General features: G+C 68.3%; 15 protein-coding genes. 13 read left to right on the top strand and 2 right to left on the bottom strand.

Translation table 11 applies throughout. The features are described 5' to 3' along the window. Window positions 1-94: 94 nt before the first annotated feature. Window positions 95-1,870: a proteasome ATPase gene (gene arc, locus HGB39_RS22360; protein ID WP_005256296.1), complete on the top strand. Its 1,776-nt coding sequence runs from the start codon at window positions 95-97 to the stop codon at window positions 1,868-1,870. A gap of 65 nt (window positions 1,871-1,935) precedes the next feature. On the opposite strand, the gene HGB39_RS22355 is transcribed toward arc, so the two are convergent. Beyond that, window positions 1,936-2,484 (bottom strand): NUDIX domain-containing protein, encoded by a 549-nt coding sequence (locus tag HGB39_RS22355; protein WP_005573976.1) that lies wholly within the window; start codon window positions 2,482-2,484, stop codon window positions 1,936-1,938. Window positions 2,485-2,566: 82 nt separating this feature from the next. Here HGB39_RS22355 and HGB39_RS22350 point away from each other — a divergent pair, with 82 nt between their 5' ends. From HGB39_RS22350 to prcA, 5 genes are all read left to right on the top strand, one after another. Then, window positions 2,567-2,944 carry a nitroreductase family deazaflavin-dependent oxidoreductase gene (locus HGB39_RS22350; RefSeq protein ID WP_005573978.1) on the top strand — a complete coding sequence of 126 codons (378 nt, stop codon included), beginning with the start codon at window positions 2,567-2,569 and terminating at the stop codon, window positions 2,942-2,944. A 74-nt stretch (window positions 2,945-3,018) separates the two neighbouring features. Continuing rightward, window positions 3,019-4,518, top strand: coding sequence for a depupylase/deamidase Dop (gene dop, locus HGB39_RS22345; protein ID WP_005242993.1), 1,500 nt, complete (start codon window positions 3,019-3,021; stop codon window positions 4,516-4,518). A gap of 169 nt (window positions 4,519-4,687) precedes the next feature. After that, on the top strand, window positions 4,688-4,882 hold the full coding sequence (locus tag HGB39_RS22340) for a ubiquitin-like protein Pup (RefSeq protein ID WP_005242990.1): 195 nt from the start codon (window positions 4,688-4,690) through the stop codon (window positions 4,880-4,882). Then, window positions 4,879-5,763: a proteasome subunit beta gene (gene prcB, locus HGB39_RS22335; RefSeq protein WP_005256288.1), complete on the top strand. Its 885-nt coding sequence runs from the start codon at window positions 4,879-4,881 to the stop codon at window positions 5,761-5,763. Before HGB39_RS22340 ends, prcB begins: the two co-directional genes overlap by 4 nt. Continuing rightward, window positions 5,760-6,539, top strand: a complete 780-nt coding sequence (gene prcA / locus HGB39_RS22330; protein ID WP_005256287.1) for a proteasome subunit alpha — start codon at window positions 5,760-5,762, stop codon at window positions 6,537-6,539. The genes prcB and prcA overlap by 4 nt, the downstream gene beginning before the upstream one ends. On the opposite strand, the gene HGB39_RS22325 is transcribed toward prcA, so the two are convergent. Further along, entirely contained in the window at window positions 6,530-7,996 is a 1,467-nt protein-coding gene (locus HGB39_RS22325; protein ID WP_054246573.1) for a phosphatase PAP2 family protein, read from the bottom strand. The two genes, prcA and HGB39_RS22325, sit on opposite strands and share 10 nt — an antisense overlap. Window positions 7,997-8,069: 73 nt before the next feature. Here HGB39_RS22325 and pafA point away from each other — a divergent pair, with 73 nt between their 5' ends. The 7 genes from pafA (at window position 8,070) to HGB39_RS22290 (ending at window position 16,714) form a co-directional block, all read left to right on the top strand. Next, window positions 8,070-9,428 (top strand): Pup--protein ligase, encoded by a 1,359-nt coding sequence (pafA, locus tag HGB39_RS22320; RefSeq protein ID WP_005256282.1) that lies wholly within the window; start codon window positions 8,070-8,072, stop codon window positions 9,426-9,428. Window positions 9,429-9,475: 47 nt separating this feature from the next. Continuing rightward, the gene (locus tag HGB39_RS22315; protein WP_085990310.1) at window positions 9,476-10,468 is read left to right on the top strand and encodes a helix-turn-helix transcriptional regulator; all 993 of its coding nucleotides are present in this window, start codon (window positions 9,476-9,478) and stop codon (window positions 10,466-10,468) included. Beyond that, a complete protein-coding gene (locus HGB39_RS22310) occupies window positions 10,465-11,445 on the top strand; it encodes a helix-turn-helix transcriptional regulator (RefSeq protein ID WP_005563472.1) in 981 nt (326 codons plus the stop codon). Before HGB39_RS22315 ends, HGB39_RS22310 begins: the two co-directional genes overlap by 4 nt. After that, window positions 11,442-12,506 (top strand): 2-dehydropantoate 2-reductase, encoded by a 1,065-nt coding sequence (locus HGB39_RS22305; RefSeq protein ID WP_005563471.1) that lies wholly within the window; start codon window positions 11,442-11,444, stop codon window positions 12,504-12,506. The genes HGB39_RS22310 and HGB39_RS22305 overlap by 4 nt, the downstream gene beginning before the upstream one ends. 72 nt (window positions 12,507-12,578) lie before the next feature. Beyond that, entirely contained in the window at window positions 12,579-12,854 is a 276-nt protein-coding gene (gene tatA / locus HGB39_RS22300; protein WP_005563470.1) for a Sec-independent protein translocase subunit TatA, read from the top strand. Window positions 12,855-12,925: 71 nt separating this feature from the next. Continuing rightward, entirely contained in the window at window positions 12,926-13,966 is a 1,041-nt protein-coding gene (tatC, locus tag HGB39_RS22295; protein ID WP_005256277.1) for a twin-arginine translocase subunit TatC, read from the top strand. 18 nt (window positions 13,967-13,984) lie between these two features. Beyond that, complete coding sequence (locus HGB39_RS22290) at window positions 13,985-16,714, top strand: DEAD/DEAH box helicase (RefSeq protein WP_043788208.1); 2,730 nt, start codon at window positions 13,985-13,987, stop codon at window positions 16,712-16,714. Window positions 16,715-16,760 lie beyond the last annotated feature (46 nt).

Here is a 16,760-nt window from a genome sequence, read left to right as displayed (position 1 = left end):
CGTATGCCGATTCGCAATCGGCAGAATCCGTGTCACGGCGCAGAATTCGGGCAGTGCCGGTAGCGTTGATAGATCTCATTGGGAGGAGACGCACATGAGCTCGACAGAGAACCCCGATTCGGTTGCGGCCGCACGAGAGCTCGAGGCGTTGCGCGCAGAGGCGTCGGCACTGCGCAGGCAGCTCGCGGAGTCGCCGGAACAGCTTCGTGAGATGGAATCGCGAGTGGACTCGCTGTCCATCCGGAACACCAAGCTGATGGACACCCTCAAGGAGGCCCGTCAGCAGCTCATCGCCCTTCGCGAAGAAGTCGATCGCCTCGGCCAGCCGCCGAGCGGGTACGGCGTGCTGCTCGGAGTGCACGACGATCAGACCGTGGACGTGTTCACCTCCGGACGCAAGATGCGGTTGACCTGCTCCCCGAACGTCGACGCCGAGACCCTCAAGCTCGGCCAGACCGTGCGCCTCAACGAGGCGCTCACGATCGTGGAAGCGGGCAACTTCGAGCGTGTGGGTGAGATCAGCACGTTGCGCGAGGTCCTCGACGACGGTCAGCGCGCCCTCGTGGTCGGCCACGCTGACGAGGAACGGATCGTGTGGCTGGCCGAACCCCTCGCGACCGTCTTCGAGGAGAGCGAGAGGGAGTCGATCGCGTACGACGCGGAATCGCCCACCCGCAAACTTCGGCCGGGCGACTCCCTCCTCGTCGACACCAAGGCCGGGTACGCGTTCGAGCGGATCCCCAAGGCCGAGGTCGAGGATCTGGTCCTCGAAGAGGTTCCCGACGTGCACTACGACGACATCGGCGGCCTCGGACGGCAGATCGAGCAGATCCGTGACGCCGTCGAGTTGCCGTTCCTCCACAAGGACCTGTTCCACGAATACGAGCTGCGGCCACCGAAGGGTGTGCTCCTCTACGGTCCGCCCGGGTGCGGTAAGACGCTCATCGCCAAGGCGGTCGCCAACTCGCTCGCGAAGAAGATCGCGGAGGCCCGGGGTCAGGACAGCAAGGAAGCCAAGTCCTACTTCCTCAACATCAAGGGCCCCGAGCTGCTGAACAAGTTCGTCGGCGAGACCGAGCGGCACATTCGGCTGATCTTCCAGCGGGCCCGGGAGAAGGCGTCCGAGGGCACCCCGGTGATCGTGTTCTTCGACGAGATGGATTCGATCTTCCGTACCCGTGGGTCGGGTGTCTCCTCCGACGTCGAGACCACCGTCGTGCCTCAGCTGCTCAGTGAGATCGACGGCGTCGAGGGACTCGAGAACGTCATCGTGATCGGCGCGTCGAACCGCGAGGACATGATCGACCCCGCGATCCTGCGTCCCGGCCGCCTCGACGTGAAGATCAAGATCGAACGCCCCGACGCGGAGTCGGCGCAGGACATCTTCTCGAAGTACCTCGTCGAGACGCTGCCGGTGCACAGCGACGACATCGCGGAGTTCGGCGGCGACCGCACGGCCTGCATCCGGGTGATGATCGAACGGGTCGTCGACCGCATGTACGCCGAGAGCGAGGAGAACCGCTTCCTCGAGGTCACGTACGCCAACGGCGACAAGGAGGTCCTGTACTTCAAGGACTTCAATTCCGGCGCGATGATCCAGAACATCGTCGACCGCGCCAAGAAGTACGCGATCAAGTCGGTGCTCGACACCGGTGCCCCGGGCCTGCGGGTCCAGCACCTGTTCGACTCCATCGTCGACGAGTTCTCGGAGAACGAGGACCTGCCGAACACCACCAACCCCGACGACTGGGCCCGGATCTCGGGCAAGAAGGGTGAGCGGATCGTCTACATCCGCACACTGGTCACCGGTAAGAACGCGAGCGCGAGCCGCGCCATCGACACCGAATCCAACACCGGCCAGTACCTGTAAGCCGTTCGGTACCACCTGCGCGGCGGGAACTCGAACACGGTTCCCGCCGCGCAGGCGGCTGTGTGTCAGCGGTCCGGTGTGACGAGGTAGTCCTCCAGGAGCGCCCGGGTGTCCGGCACGAACGGCCACTGCGGGTCGCGCAGATGCGTCACCAGTTCGTGGGGCGTCCACCACCAGCCCGCCGCGATCTCGCTGGCCTGGTGGACGATGGGTCCGTCCCAGTGGGTCTCGTAGGCGTACAGGTGGCACCGCAGCCGCATTCCCTGCCAGTGCCCGTCCCACGCCACCGCCGCGATGGGGGTGAGGCCCACTCCGGTGACGCCCAGTTCCTCCGCCAACTCCCGGGCTGCGGCCTCCTCCGGGGTTTCCCCGGGATCGACCACCCCACCCGCCAGGCAGTCGTGATGTCCGGCGAACACCGTCTTCGTGTCCGAGCGTCGGTGCACGTAGAGGCGCTTCCCGTCCCCGGATCGGACGAGGACGCCGGCGCTCGCGTGCCACAACCCCTCGGCGTAGACGCGGGAACGCGCGGCGGACCCCACCGGTCGTCCCGCACTGTCGAACACCGCCACCACTTCGTCCGTGCCGGGTGGGGTGTTCGGTGCGGAATCCATGTGTCGATCCTGCCAGCCCCCCGGTGGACCTCGGTACTGTCGAGGTCGGGTGCTCGTTCCCGTGCCGAAGGGGTGAGAGGTCATGGCGTTGCCGCGTTCGATCGCCCGGTTCAACCGGGTCGTCACCAATCAGGTGAGCCGGCACGTCGCGACGATCCTGCCCGGTTTCGCCATGGTCGAGCACCGGGGCCGCAGGTCGGGCAAGACGTATCGCACACCCGTCAACGTGTTCGTCGTGGACGGCCGCTACCGGTTCGCGCTGACTTACGGTGCGCAGAGCGACTGGGTGCGAAACGTGGTGGCGGCGGGCGGATGCACCATCGTGACGCGCCGCCGGACGGTGCACCTGACGGGCCCGAGGATCGTCACCGACAGCACCCACTCCTGGGCTCCCGCCGGGGTCCGCACGGTGCTCCGGGCGATCTCGGCGGACGAGTACCTGGAGTGCTCGCCGGACTAGCCGCCGGGAGCGGACGGCTCGCGTAGCAGGAGTGTGCCACCGGGTGGCGTGGGTGATCGCATAGGCTCGGCAGCATGCAGCGGATCATCGGTGTCGAAGTCGAGTACGGAATCTCCTCACCCAGCGAGCCTTCGGCCAATCCGATCTTGACGTCCACCCAGGCGGTGCTGGCCTATGCGGCGGCAGCGGGAGTGCCGCGCGCCAAGCGCACCCGATGGGACTACGAGGTGGAATCCCCGCTCCGGGATGCCCGCGGGTTCGACCTGGGCCGGCTGAGCGGCCCGGCGCCGGTGATCGACGCCGACGAGGTCGGCGCGGCCAACATGATCCTCACCAACGGCGCCCGGCTCTACGTCGATCACGCGCACCCCGAGTACTCGGCCCCGGAGGTCACCGACCCCCTGGACGCCGTCATCTGGGACAAGGCCGGCGAACGGGTGATGGAGGCGGCCGCCCGGCACGCGTCGAGCGTCCCCGGCGCCCCGCGACTGCAGCTGTACAAGAACAACGTGGACGGCAAGGGGGCGTCGTACGGCACCCACGAGAACTACCTGATGTCCCGGGCCACGCCGTTCTCCGCGGTGATCAACGGGTTGACGCCGTTCTTCGCGTCCCGTCAGGTGATCTGCGGGTCGGGCCGGGTGGGCATCGGCCAGTCCGGTGACGAGGCCGGTTTCCAGCTGTCGCAGCGGGCCGACTACATCGAGGTGGAGGTCGGGCTCGAGACGACACTCAAGCGCGGCATCATCAACACCCGCGACGAACCCCACGCGGACGCGGACAAGTACCGGCGTCTGCACGTCATCATCGGCGACGCGAACCTCGCCGAGATGTCGACGTACCTGAAGGTCGGGACGACGGCTCTGGTCCTCGATCTCATCGAGGCCGGCGTCGACCTCACCGACCTGCAGCTGGCCCGCCCGGTGACCGCCGTGCACCACATCAGCCACGACCCGACGCTGCGCGCCACGGTCGCGCTGGCCGACGGCCGGGAACTGACCGGGCTTGCCTTGCAGCGGATCTACCTGGACCGAGTCGACAAGTTCATGTCCGCCGAGGGCAACGACGACCCTCGCGTCGCCGATCTGATGGAGAAGTGGGCGATGGTGCTCGACCTCCTCGAGCGGGATCCGATGGAGTGCGCTCACCTGCTGGACTGGCCGGCCAAGCTGCGTCTGCTCGAGGGTTTCCGGAACCGGGAGGGCCTCAACTGGTCCGCACCGCGACTGCATCTCGTCGACCTGCAGTACTCGGACGTGCGCCTGGACAAGGGGCTCTACAACCGGCTCGTCGCCCGCGGGTCGATGGAACGCCTCGTCTCGGAGCAGGCCGTGCTCGACGCCGTCGACACCCCGCCCACCGATACCCGCGCCTACTTCCGGGGTGAGTGCCTGCGCAAGTTCGGCGCCGACATCGCGGCCGCGAGCTGGGATTCGGTGATCTTCGATCTCGGTGGCGACTCCCTGGTCCGTATCCCCACCCTCGAGCCGTTGCGGGGCAGCAAGGCGCACGTGGGGGAGTTGCTGGAGTCGGTGGAGACCGCGAAAGAACTCGTCGACGAGCTCACGAACTGACCCGTCGACCGGTCGCGGACGGATCTGCCCCGAACTCGCCGTCGCGTCGGCACACGTGCGGCGGCGCCGCTCGGTAGGGTGAAGGTCCGAGCGGATGATGTAGTCAGACTGCTTGGCAGGACAGGACGCTCGGAAGAAGAGCTCCCTTCACACAAGGAGGTCGGCTGCGATGGCACAAGAGCAGACCAAACGTACTGGTGGCGGCGACGAGGACGACACCCCCGGCGGTGACGGTGCCGCGGGTCAGGAACGTCGCGAAAAGCTGGCCGAGGACACCGACGACCTGCTCGACGAGATCGACGACGTGCTCGAGGAGAACGCCGAAGACTTCGTCCGGGCCTATGTCCAGAAGGGCGGCCAGTGACGGCGGATCGACCGGCATTGCGGACAGGCGACGGTGACACGAAGCTCAGTTTCGGTTCGAATCTGAGCTCGTTCACCGAGTATCTGCGTGGTCACGCACCAGAATTGCTGCCGGAGAATCGGATCGGCCATCGTTCGCACTCGACACGGGGTGGTGACGGGATGGACAGCGGTGATCTCGCGCCGCACGGAACGACGATCGTGGCGCTCACCTACAAGGGTGGCGTCCTGCTCGCCGGCGACCGGCGCGCGACCCAGGGCAACCTGATCGCCAGCCGGGACGTCGAGAAGGTGTACGTCACCGACGAATATTCGGCGGCCGGTATCGCCGGCACCGCGGGGATCGCCATCGAACTGGTCCGCCTGTTCGCCGTCGAACTCGAGCACTACGAGAAGATCGAGGGCGTTCAGCTGACCTTCGACGGCAAGGCCAACCGCCTGGCGTCGATGGTCCGGGGCAACCTCGGGGCGGCGATGCAGGGTCTCGCAGTGGTCCCGCTGCTCGTCGGCTACGACCTCGACGCGGACGACGAGGCCCGGGCGGGCCGCATCGTCTCGTACGACGTCGTCGGCGGCCGGTACGAGGAACGCGCCGGATACCACGCGGTCGGTTCGGGATCGTTGTTCGCGAAGTCGGCACTGAAGAAGATCTACTCGCCGGACAGCGACGAGGAGACCGCCCTGCGGGCGGCCATCGAATCGCTGTACGACGCGGCCGACGACGACTCGGCCACCGGCGGGCCCGACCTGACCCGCGGCATCTACCCGACCGCGGTCACGATCACCCAGGCCGGTGCCGTGCACGTGTCCGAGGAGACGACGTCCGAGTTGGCTCGGCGCATCGTCGCCGAGCGCACCGAAGAAGGGGGGTCTGGGCGATGACCATGCCGTATTACGCGTCCGCCGAGCAGATCATGCGGGACCGCTCGGAACTGGCGCGCAAGGGAATTGCCCGCGGACGCAGCGTCGTGGTGCTCACGTTCCGCGACGGCGTGCTGTTCGTCGCGGAGAATCCCTCCACCGCGCTGCACAAGGTCAGCGAACTGTACGACCGACTCGGCTTCGCAGCGGTCGGCAAGTACAACGAGTTCGAGAACCTGCGGCGCGCCGGGATCGTCCACGCCGACATGCGCGGCTACTCCTACGACCGCCGAGACGTGACGGGCAGGTCGCTGGCCAACGCGTACGCGCAGACCCTCGGCACGATTTTCACCGAGCAGCCCAAGCCGTACGAGGTGGAGATCTGCGTCGCGGAGGTCGGACGCGTGGGCAGCCCGAAGGCGCCCCAGCTGTACCGCATCACCTACGACGGATCCATCGTCGACGAACAGCATTTCGTCGTGATGGGTGGCACTACCGAGCCGATCGCGACCGCCATGCGCGAGTCGTACCGTGCCGACCTCGATCTCGAGGCGGCGGTCGGCATCGCGGTCAACGCCCTGCGTCAGGGCGGTGCCGGGGAAGGCGAGAAGCGGAACGTCGACATGGCCAGCCTCGAGGTGGCCGTGCTCGACCAGTCCCGGCCGCGCCGCGCGTTCCGGCGAATAACCGGATCCGCGCTCGAACAGCTGATCCCCGCAGCGCCTGCGGCCGCCTCGGAGCCCGCTCCGGAGTCGAAGCCGGACACCGAGACGAAGCCGGCCGACGCTCAGGACTGAGGCCGGTACACCGCGATCGCTTCGGGCACCGTCCGGAAGTCGAACCTCAGGGCGTCGGCGACCACTTCACCGTCGGTGGCCAGTGCAACCGGCGAGCCGTCCACGCGGACGGTGAGCCGGGGCACGAGGGATCGCACGTACACCCGGCTGCTTCCGAGCGTCCCGGTGGCGGCAGCGAACAGCAGCCGCGGCCGGGACGCTCGCCGGTCGGCCCGCACGTACCGGACGTCGAGCAGTCCGCCGGTGATGGCGGGACGCGACATCGGAACCTGATCGCCGGGGGAATACCGACCGTTCCCCACGAACAGCATCCAGACTTTCACGGGCCTGCCGTCGATGGTGACGGCGAGCGGTGTTGCGGCGGAGAGAATCCGGATCATCGCCACACATGCCGCAGGCCACTTTCCGTACCGCGGCTGCCACTTCTCCCGCAGTCGCACCGCGTCGGGATAGCCGCCGAGACTGGCGGTGTTGAGGAACGGCGCCGGCTCCTCGACATCGGTGTGGACGACGGCCTGATCGACGAGAACCGCATGCCCGGTCTCGACGGCGTTCACCGTATCCGAGATGTCGGCGGCGCCGGCATCCCGCGCGAAGTGATTGAGCGTGCCGCCCGGGAACACCGCCAGCGGCAACGCGTGACGCACTGCAGCGGACGCGACGGCCACCACGGTCCCGTCTCCACCGCACACTCCGAGGGCGCGCGGCTTCCTGTCGGTCACCCAGGCGTCGAGTTGTTCGGCGAAATCGCGGGCGGTGTCGAGTGCACGCACGTCGGCCTTGGGGAGAGCGGTTGTGATCTCCTCACTCGGATCGACACTGTCGGGCCCGGACTCCGGGTTGACCACCACGAGCAGATCTTCACCGCCCCGAAGTGCCGGTGCGTCGACGGCGGGGCCCAGCTCTGCCGGTTCCTCCGTGCGCACCGCCCACCAGCGGCGGGTGCCCGACGCGACGGCCCCGCCGAGTAGCAGTCCGGCGGCAACGTCGGTCGGCCAGTGCACGCCGTTGTGCACACGGGAGTAGGCGACCGCGGCGGCAAGGGGGGCCACGACGGCAGCGGTCGCGGGCGATTCCAGGGCGACACCCGTGGTGAACGCCGCCGCCGACGCGGCATGTCCCGACGGGAACGACGAGGACCGGGGGATCGCCACCCCGCGCATTACGTTCGTCCATACGCGGGCGGGCGGGCGCCGCCGGGGGAACAGCGGTTTGAGGATGCCGTTGGCCAGACCGCTCGCCATCATGAGGGACAGCAGTCCGCGCACACCACCGCGGCGGGCGCGCCCGCCGACCAGTCCCAGGACCGCCGCCACGAACCACCACAGGAGCCCCTTGTCGGCCGCGCGGCTGAGGAAGCGCATGGCCCGGTCGAGCTCGGAGGGGCTCAGATCGGCGCTGCGGTCGAAGACGATCTCGTCGGCCCGGTGGATTCGGCGTAGGTGTCGGTTCACCATCTCAGGGTATGCGCGGGGTGTCGCCGGAGGGTTTTTCCGCTCCGCCGGGTGATCGGCGTTGTACTGTCGAGGTGTGCAGCGACGAATCATGGGAATTGAGACAGAGTTCGGTGTGACCTGCACCTTCCATGGTCACAGGCGACTGAGCCCGGACGAGGTTGCGCGCTACCTGTTCCGGCGGGTGGTGTCGTGGGGCCGGAGCTCCAACGTGTTTCTCCGGAACGGTGCCCGCCTGTATCTGGACGTCGGCTCGCACCCCGAATACGCGACAGCCGAGTGCGACAACCTCATCCAGTTGGTCAACCACGACCGGGCGGGGGAGCGCGTTCTCGAGGAGCTGTTGATCGACGCCGAACAGCGGCTCGCCGAGGAAGGCATCGGCGGCGACATCTACCTGTTCAAGAACAACACGGACTCGGCAGGCAATTCGTACGGCTGTCACGAGAACTTCCTCGTTGCCCGGGCCGGCGAATTCTCCCGGATCTCGGACGTGCTGCTCCCGTTCCTGGTGACGCGGCAGCTGATCTGTGGCGCGGGCAAGGTCCTGCAGACGCCGAAAGCGGCCACGTTCTGCCTGTCGCAGCGCGCCGAGCACATCTGGGAGGGCGTGTCCTCGGCGACCACGCGGTCGCGGCCCATCATCAACACCCGTGACGAGCCGCACGCCGACGCGGAGAAGTACCGCCGCCTGCACGTGATCGTCGGCGACTCGAACATGTCCGAGTCCACCACCATGCTGAAGGTGGGCACGGCGGCGCTCGTGCTCGAGATGATCGAGGCCGGGGTGTCGTTCCGCGACTTCGCGCTCGACAACCCGATCCGCGCCATCCGCGAGGTCAGCCACGACGTCACCGGACGCCGCCCGGTGCGGCTCGCCGGCGGCCGGCAGGCCAGCGCCCTCGACATTCAGCGGGAGTACCACGCGCGTGCGGTGGAACACCTGCAGAACCGGGATCCCGATCCGCAGGTCACTCAGGTCGTCGACCTGTGGGGTCGCATGCTCGACGCCGTCGAGACACAGGACTTCGCGAAGGTCGACATGGAGATCGACTGGGTGATCAAGCGCAAGCTGTTCCAGCGCTATCAGGACCGGCACGGCTTCGAGCTGGCCGACCCGAAGATCGCGCAGCTCGATCTGGCGTACCACGACATCAAACGCGGTCGCGGCGTGTTCGACGTGCTGCAGCGCAAGGGTCTGGTGAAGCGGATCACCGAGGACGAGACGATCGAGGCGGCGGTGGACACTCCGCCGCAGACCACTCGGGCGAAGCTGCGCGGCGAGTTCATCACGGCGGCGCAGGAGGCCGGACGCGACTTCACGGTCGACTGGGTGCACCTCAAGCTCAACGACCAGGCCCAGCGGACCGTGCTGTGCAAGGACCCGTTCCGGTCGGTCGACGAGCGGGTGGAGCGGCTGATTGCCTCGATGTAGCGGCGCTGTGAGAGTCCGTAACGGGCTCACCCACTAGGCTTCCGGGCGTGCCGACTTCCAAGATCGAGCGGTTGATGAACCTGGTGATCTGTTTGTTGTCCACCAGACAGTTCCTCACCGCCGAGAAGATTCGCGAGAGCGTTGCCGGGTACGCCGACTCCGCGAGCGACGAGGCGTTCAGCCGCATGTTCGAACGCGACAAGAACGAGCTCCGGGATCTCGGTGTTCCGCTCGAGACCGGGCAGGCGTCGCGCTTCTCGACGGTCGAGGGCTACCGCATCAACCGCAACGCGTACGAGCTTCCCGACATCGACCTCAGTCAGGAGGAGTCCGCGGCGGTCGCGGTGGCGGTCCAGCTGTGGGAGTCCCCGGAGTTGACGTCCGCGGCTCAGGGGGCACTGCTCAAGCTGCGTGCGGCGGGTGTGCAGGTGGATCCGGATTCGGCGGCCACCCCGATCACCGCGGTGCCCGCCCGCACCCGAGGGTCCGAACCGGCGCTCGGCAAGTTGCTGGCGGCGGTCGATGCCGGCCGCGCCGTGCATTTCCCGCACCGCGGCGCCCTGAACGAGCCGTACACCCAGCGCACCGTCGAGCCCTGGGGAGTCGTCACCGCGCACGGCCGGTGGTACCTCGTCGGTCACGACGTCGACCGGGGGGCCGTCCGGACGTTCCGGCTGTCGCGGATCGGCGACGACGTGACGGAGTTCGGACCGTCCGGGGTCGTCCACAAACCGGCGGGCGTCGACCTCCGGGAGATCGTCGACCGGGTCACCGGTTCGGGTGAGGTCACGGGGACCGCCACCGTGTGGGTGGCGGAGGGCCGTGCCCAGGAACTGCGCCGACTGGCGACCACGGCGGAGGAGAAGCGGGTGAACGAGCGCAGCGGCACCGTGCTCGGGATTCCGGTCCGCTCCCGGGACTGGATCGCGCGGCTGGTCGCGGGCCACGGGGCGGACGCCCTGGTCCTCGATCCACCCGAACTGCGTCACGATGTGCTGACCAAGCTGAAGGACGCCGCACGGGGAGGGGGGACGTCGTGAGCAACAGGCTGTCGTCGAGACTGTCCCGGCTCCTCAACCTGGTGCCGTACTTCATCGCGAACCCCGGGATGAGTGCGGCCGAGGCCGCCGCCGAACTGGGCGTCACCACCACACAGCTGATGTCGGACCTCAACCAGTTGTGGGTGTGCGGCCTACCCGGCTACGGTCCCGGCGACCTCATCGACCTCTCGTTCTCCGAGGAGAGCATCGAGGTGACCTTCTCGGCGGGCATCGACCGCCCGCTGCGGTTGACGTCCACCGAGGCGACAGCCCTGCTGATTGCCCTGCGTTCGCTGGTGGAGATGCCGGGCATGGTCGATCCGTCCGCGGCGCACAGTGCGATCGCGAAGATCGAGGACGCCGCGGGCACCGCGGCGGCCCGCGCGGCGGTGACGCCGACGTCGGAGCGGGAGGCGGTGGAGGACGTGGCGGAAGATCCCATCGCCGCCACGGTGCGGTCCGCGCTTCATCATCGGCGTGCCCTCCACCTGACGTACTACTCGGCGTCCCGGGACCGCGTCACCGAGCGCACCGTGGATCCGGTGCGGGTCGTGCTGGTCGACAATCAGAGTTACCTGCAGGCGTGGTGCCGGCAGGCCGAGGGGGTCCGGCTGTTCCGGCTCGACCGGATCGACGCCGCCACCGAGTTGGACGAGCCGTCCACACCGCCGGCGCAGGCTCTCGTGCGGGATTCCAACCTGGAATTGTTCAGCGGCGACGCGTCCCTTCCCCAGGCCCGGTTGCACGTCGGTGCCGACTGCGTCTGGGTGCTCGACTACTACCCGATGGATGTCCGGACGGTCGCTCCCGACGGCTCGGTCGAGGCGAGCATGAGTTACGGGGCGCTCGAGTGGATGGCCCGGCTCGTGCTCGGGTTCGGTTCCGGAATCACCGTGCTCGAACCTGCGGAACTGGTCGACGAGGTGCGCCGCCGGGCCGTGGAGGCGCTGTCCGCCTATGACGCCGTCGAGGCATGAGCTGCGACGGGCGTCCGCTGCGGATCAGCGTCTTCGGCGCGGGCAGCATCGGTTGCTATGTCGGGGGCCGGCTCGCGGCGGCCGGCGCCGAGGTGACCCTGATCGGCCGGGAGCGTGTCGGGGCAGAGATCCGTGAACACGGGTTGCGGCTGACGGACCTGCACGGAGCGGACATCCGGGTCGGTGCCGCCGACATCGCCTTCGCGACCGGTCCCGAGTCGGCGGCCACGGCCGATCTCGTCGTGGTCTCGGTGAAGTCGGCGGGGACACCGGAGGCAGGTGCCGCACTGGCGTCGGCGATCGGTTCCGACACGGTGGTGGTCAGTGCGCAGAACGGGTTGGGCAATGCGGACACCCTGCGCGCGGCACTGCCGGAGCAGGTCGTTCTCGCGGCGATGGTGCCGTTCAACGTGGTGCACCGCGGCGACGGGCATTTCCACCAGGGCTCCGAGGGTGATCTCGAGATCGAGCAGCATCCGGCGGTGCGCGCATTCGCGCCGGTCTTCGACGACGCCGGGCTGCCGCTGCACGCACGTGCGGACTTCCGCTCGGTGCAGTGGGCGAAGCTGCTGCTCAACCTGAACAACGCGGTGAACGCCCTCTCGGGCCTGCCGCTCCGCGAGGAGTTGTCGCAGCGGTCGTTTCGGCGCGCGGTCGCCCTGGCACAGCGGGAGGCGCTGACTCTCCTGACCGCCCGCGGCATCGCTGTCGCCAAGCTCACACCGCTGCCGCCGCAGTGGATTCCCCGGTTGCTGACCGTCCCGGACGGGGTGTTCCGGGTGGCGGGCAGCCGGATGCTGGCCATCGACCCGCACGCACGATCCTCGATGTGGGACGACCTCGAAGCGGGCCGGCGCACCGAAGTGGACTGGATCAGCGGGGAGATCGTGCGCCTGGCCGCGGCGTCGGGCACGGCCGCGCCGGTGAACGCGAGGCTGGTCGAATTGATCCGCGAGGCCGAGGCGGGCGGGAACCGGCACTGGTCCGGGGACGCCCTGCTCGACGATCTGCGCTCACGGCGGGGACCCAGGAAACCGACAGGTAAACGGCAGCGCAACTAGCCGGTTTCGACCGGACCGGTGCCGTGTATGTCCGGTAGCATCGTGGTCACCTGATCTTTTGGAGGTTTCATCATGGGAGCCATGAGCCCCTGGCACTGGGCCATCGTCGCGCTGGTCGTCATCATCCTGTTCGGTTCCAAGAAGCTGCCCGACGCGGCTCGTGGACTCGGCCGTTCGCTCCGCATTTTCAAGAGCGAGGTCAAGGAGATGCAGAACGACAACAGCACGCCGGCGCCCACCGCGCAGCAGAGCGCGCCCGCCGAGCTGCCCGTGGCGGACACCACCACCGCACCGGTCACCCCTCCGGCGCCGGTGCAGCCGCAGCACACCGAGCCCAAGTCGGCATAGCCCGAGCCGCCTGACAACCGGGGTGACTCGTCACCCCGGTTGCCTGCTGACCAAGACTAGGGCGAACAACAGTGCGAATTCCGTTCGATCCGCGCCACAGCAAGCGGAGGACCAATCCCGACGGCACCATGTCGTTGGTCGATCACCTCTACGAGCTGCGCACGCGGTTGCTCCTGTCGGTGCTGGCCATCGTGGTCACCACCGCGGTGGGCTTCTTCTGGTACTCCCACCAGATTCTCGGGATCGAGAGTCTCGGTGAGCTCCTGCGCGGACCGTACTGTTCGCTGCCGGCGTCGAGTCGCGCCGACCTGAGCAACGACGGGTCGTGCCGGCTCCTCGCGACCGGACCGTTCGAGCAGTTCATGCTCCGCTTCAAGGTCGCGCTGACGGCAGGCATCGTCCTCGCCTGTCCCATCTGGCTGTACCAGCTGTGGGCGTTCATCACGCCCGGCCTCTACTCGAAGGAGCGCCGCTACGCGATCGGCTTCGTGGTGTCCGGCGCCGCGCTGTTCCTCGCCGGCGCCGTCCTCGCCTATGTGGTCGTCGCGAAGGCCTTGCACTTCCTGCTGACGATCGGCGACAACGTCCAGATCACCGCACTCGGCGGCGCGGAATACTTCGGGTTCATCATCAACCTGCTGATCATCTTCGGTGTCAGTTTCGAGATCCCGCTGCTCATCGTCGCGCTGAACTTCGTCGGCATCCTGCCCTACGCGAAGCTCAAGGCGTGGCGCCGCGGCCTGATCTTCGCTCTGTTCGTGTTCGCCGCGATCGCCACCCCCGGGCAGGACCCGTTCTCGATGCTCGCGCTCGCGTTCGCGTTGACCCTGCTGTTCGAGGTCGCCGTGCAGATCGCCCGCATCAACGACCGCCGCAAGGCTCGTCGGACGGAGCAGGAGTGGGGTGCCCTCGACGACGACGAGGCGTCGACGATCGCCGCGCCGTCGGACCTGAACGAGGCGTTCGACGTCGCCGCCACACCGGTCCCCGAGCCGGCGGGCCGGTTCCGGCGGTCACGCAAGTCCGGGAGGTCCGGCGCCGCGAGCAAGAACGACGAGGCGAGCACGACCGGCAGTAACACACCGGGTCAGGACTTCTCCGACACCCTGTGACAATCTGACGGGGTGGCAGTGACAACAGGTGACACGACCGGCGGCACCGAACTCGATGTGTTCTCGGCGCAGCTCGGCTTCGTGCTCGACCCCTTCCAGATCAACGCCTGCCGTGCTCTCGAGGGCGGCCACGGCGTCCTCGTCTGCGCCCCGACCGGCGCGGGAAAGACCGTGGTCGGCGAATTCGCCGTGCACCTGGCGCTCGCCTCCGGTCGCAAGTGCTTCTACACCACACCCATCAAGGCGCTGAGCAATCAGAAGTACGCGGAGCTGGTGCGGCGGTACGGCAAGGACACGGTCGGGCTGTTGACCGGCGATTCGAGCATCAACTCGGACGCCCCCGTGGTCGTCATGACCACCGAGGTGCTGCGGAACATGCTGTACGCCGACTCCCCGGCGCTGCGCGGGTTGTCCCACGTCGTCATGGACGAGGTGCACTTCCTGGCGGACCGGTTCCGTGGGGCCGTGTGGGAAGAGGTGATCCTGCACCTTTCCGAGGACGTCCGCCTCGTGAGCCTGTCGGCGACCGTCAGCAACGCCGAGGAGTTCGGCGCGTGGATGGAAACGGTGCGCGGCGACACCACCGTGGTGGTCGACGAGAACCGCCCGATCCCGCTGTGGCAGCACATCATGGTCGGGAAGCGGCTGTTCGACCTCTTCGACACGAGGGCGCGCAGCGGGGACGCGCTCAAAGATCTGGTGGTCGACCAGGATCTGGTCCGGCACGTCAAACAGCGACAGGCGCTCGAGCGGGCCGACTCGTGGGAGAACCGGGGTAGGGGACGCCGCGGCGGCGGGTTCTCCAGCGACTTCCGGCCGCTGCCCCGACCGGAAGTGATCTCCCGCCTCGACGACGAGGGACTCCTCCCGGCGATCACGTTCATCTTCAGCCGCGCCGGGTGCGATGCCGCGCTGGCGCAGTGCCTGCGGTCCCGCCTCGATCTGACGACGCCGGAGCAGGTCGCCGAGATCCGGACCATCATCGACGCCCACACCGCCGAACTGCCGAAGGCCGATCTGGAGGTCCTCGGGTACTGGGAATGGCGCAAGGCGCTCGAGCGGGGGCTCGCCGCGCACCACGCGGGGATGCTGCCCGCGTTCCGGCAGACGGTCGAGGAGTTGTTCGTCAAGGGGCTGGTCCGGGCCGTGTTCGCCACCGAGACGCTGGCGCTGGGCATCAACATGCCCGCCCGCACGGTCGTCCTCGAACGCCTCGTCAAGTACAACGGCGAGGCCCACGCCGAACTCACCCCGGGGGAGTACACGCAGCTCACCGGCCGGGCGGGACGTCGCGGCATCGACATCGAGGGTCACGCGGTGGTCCTGTGGCAGCCCGGGGTGGAACCTGTGGACGTCGCCGGGCTGGCCTCCACGCGCACCTTTCCGCTCCGCAGCTCGTTCCGTCCCGGCTACAACATGACCATCAACCTGGTCGATCGCATGGGCGCGGCGGAATCACGGGCCCTGCTCGAGCGGTCGTTCGCCCAGTTCCAGGCCGACCGGTCCGTGGTCGGCCTGACGCGCGGCATCGAACGCAACGAGGCCGCGCTCACCACGCTCCGCGAACGGCTGGGCGGCGAGGACGGCGAGTACTTCGAGTACGCGCGCCTGCGGGAGGAACTGAGCAGCCGGGAACGGTCACTCGAACGGGCAGGCCGAACCGAACGCCGGGACGCCGCCGTCGCCTCGCTCGTCGCACTGCGGCGCGGCGACGTGATCGCGATCCCCGTGGGACGGCACTCCGGTCTGGCCGTGGTGCTGGAACCGGACCGGGACCCGACGGATCCGAAGCCGTTGATCCTCACCGAGGCGAAATGGGCGGGCCGGGTGTCGGCCGGCGACTTCCCCGAGCCTGCACGGTCTTTGGGATCGATGCGGTTGCCGCGGCGCTTCGATCACCACACCGCCCGGGTGCGACGTGATCTGGCATCGGCATTGCGCAGCACCGGAATCGTTGCGCCGGGTCGCCGGAAGCGTAAGAAGTCGGGTGCCGGCGCCGACGACGCCGAGATCGCGCGGCTGCGACGCGCCATCCGGCAGCACCCGTGCCACAGTTGGCCCGACCGCGAGCAGCTGAGCCGGATCGGTGAACGCTACAACCGGCTGGCCCGCGAGACCGAGACGATGCGGCAGAAGGTGGCTGCCACGACGAACTCGTTGGCGCGCACGTTCGATCGCATCCTGTCGCTGCTCGCCGAGCGCGACTACATCTCGCCGGGCGAACACCCCGACGCCACCGAGCACGGCACGCGGTTGAGCCGAATCTATTGCGAGAGCGACCTCTTGGTGGCCGAGTGTCTCCGGCAGGGTGTGTGGAAGGGGCTCGGGCCCGCGGAGCTCGCCGCCGTCGTGTCCGCCGTGATCTTCGAATCGCGCCGTGAAGGGGACACCGTCGAAGGCGGCGGTCCGGGAGCATTGCGGCACGCCCTCGACGAGACGGTGCGGGTGTGGCGGGAGCTGCGGGCGGACGAGATCCGGCACAAACTGCCGCCCACGCGTGAGCCGGACCTCGGCTTCGCTGCCGCGATCTTCCACTGGGCGAGCGACAATTCGCTCGTCGAGGCGCTGATCGCGGCAGGAGATCAGGGGCGTGCACTGTCTGCCGGCGACTTCGTTCGGTGGTGCAGGCAGGTGATCGACCTGCTCGAACAGGTCCGGTCGACGTCCCCCGATCCGGATGTCGGCAAAGCCGCAGGTCGTGCGGTCGCGGCGATCCGCCGCGGTGTCGTCGCCGTGGATGCTGCGTGACCCGACGCCGTGTGGTTGGATTCGCACGCCGTCCGAGGGCCCGAAT

The organism is Rhodococcus opacus (genome assembly GCF_012396235.1).
In the GTDB taxonomy this organism is placed as follows: Bacteria; Actinomycetota; Actinomycetes; order Mycobacteriales; family Mycobacteriaceae; genus Rhodococcus_F; species Rhodococcus_F opacus.
This window is presented reverse-complemented; position numbering and strand designations above follow the sequence as displayed.

Excerpts from the sequence above, each read along its gene's own strand:
- arc (WP_005256296.1), top strand. The coding sequence starts at position 95 with ATGAGCTCGACAGAGAACCCCGATTCGGTTGCGGCCGCACGAGAGCTC.
- HGB39_RS22355 (WP_005573976.1), bottom strand. The coding sequence starts at position 2,484 with ATGGATTCCGCACCGAACACCCCACCCGGCACGGACGAAGTGGTGGCG.
- HGB39_RS22350 (WP_005573978.1), top strand. The coding sequence starts at position 2,567 with ATGGCGTTGCCGCGTTCGATCGCCCGGTTCAACCGGGTCGTCACCAAT.
- dop (WP_005242993.1), top strand. The coding sequence starts at position 3,019 with ATGCAGCGGATCATCGGTGTCGAAGTCGAGTACGGAATCTCCTCACCC.
- HGB39_RS22340 (WP_005242990.1), top strand. The coding sequence starts at position 4,688 with ATGGCACAAGAGCAGACCAAACGTACTGGTGGCGGCGACGAGGACGAC.
- prcA (WP_005256287.1), top strand. The coding sequence starts at position 5,760 with ATGACCATGCCGTATTACGCGTCCGCCGAGCAGATCATGCGGGACCGC.
- HGB39_RS22325 (WP_054246573.1), bottom strand. The coding sequence starts at position 7,996 with ATGGTGAACCGACACCTACGCCGAATCCACCGGGCCGACGAGATCGTC.
- HGB39_RS22305 (WP_005563471.1), top strand. The coding sequence starts at position 11,442 with ATGAGCTGCGACGGGCGTCCGCTGCGGATCAGCGTCTTCGGCGCGGGC.
- tatA (WP_005563470.1), top strand. The coding sequence starts at position 12,579 with ATGGGAGCCATGAGCCCCTGGCACTGGGCCATCGTCGCGCTGGTCGTC.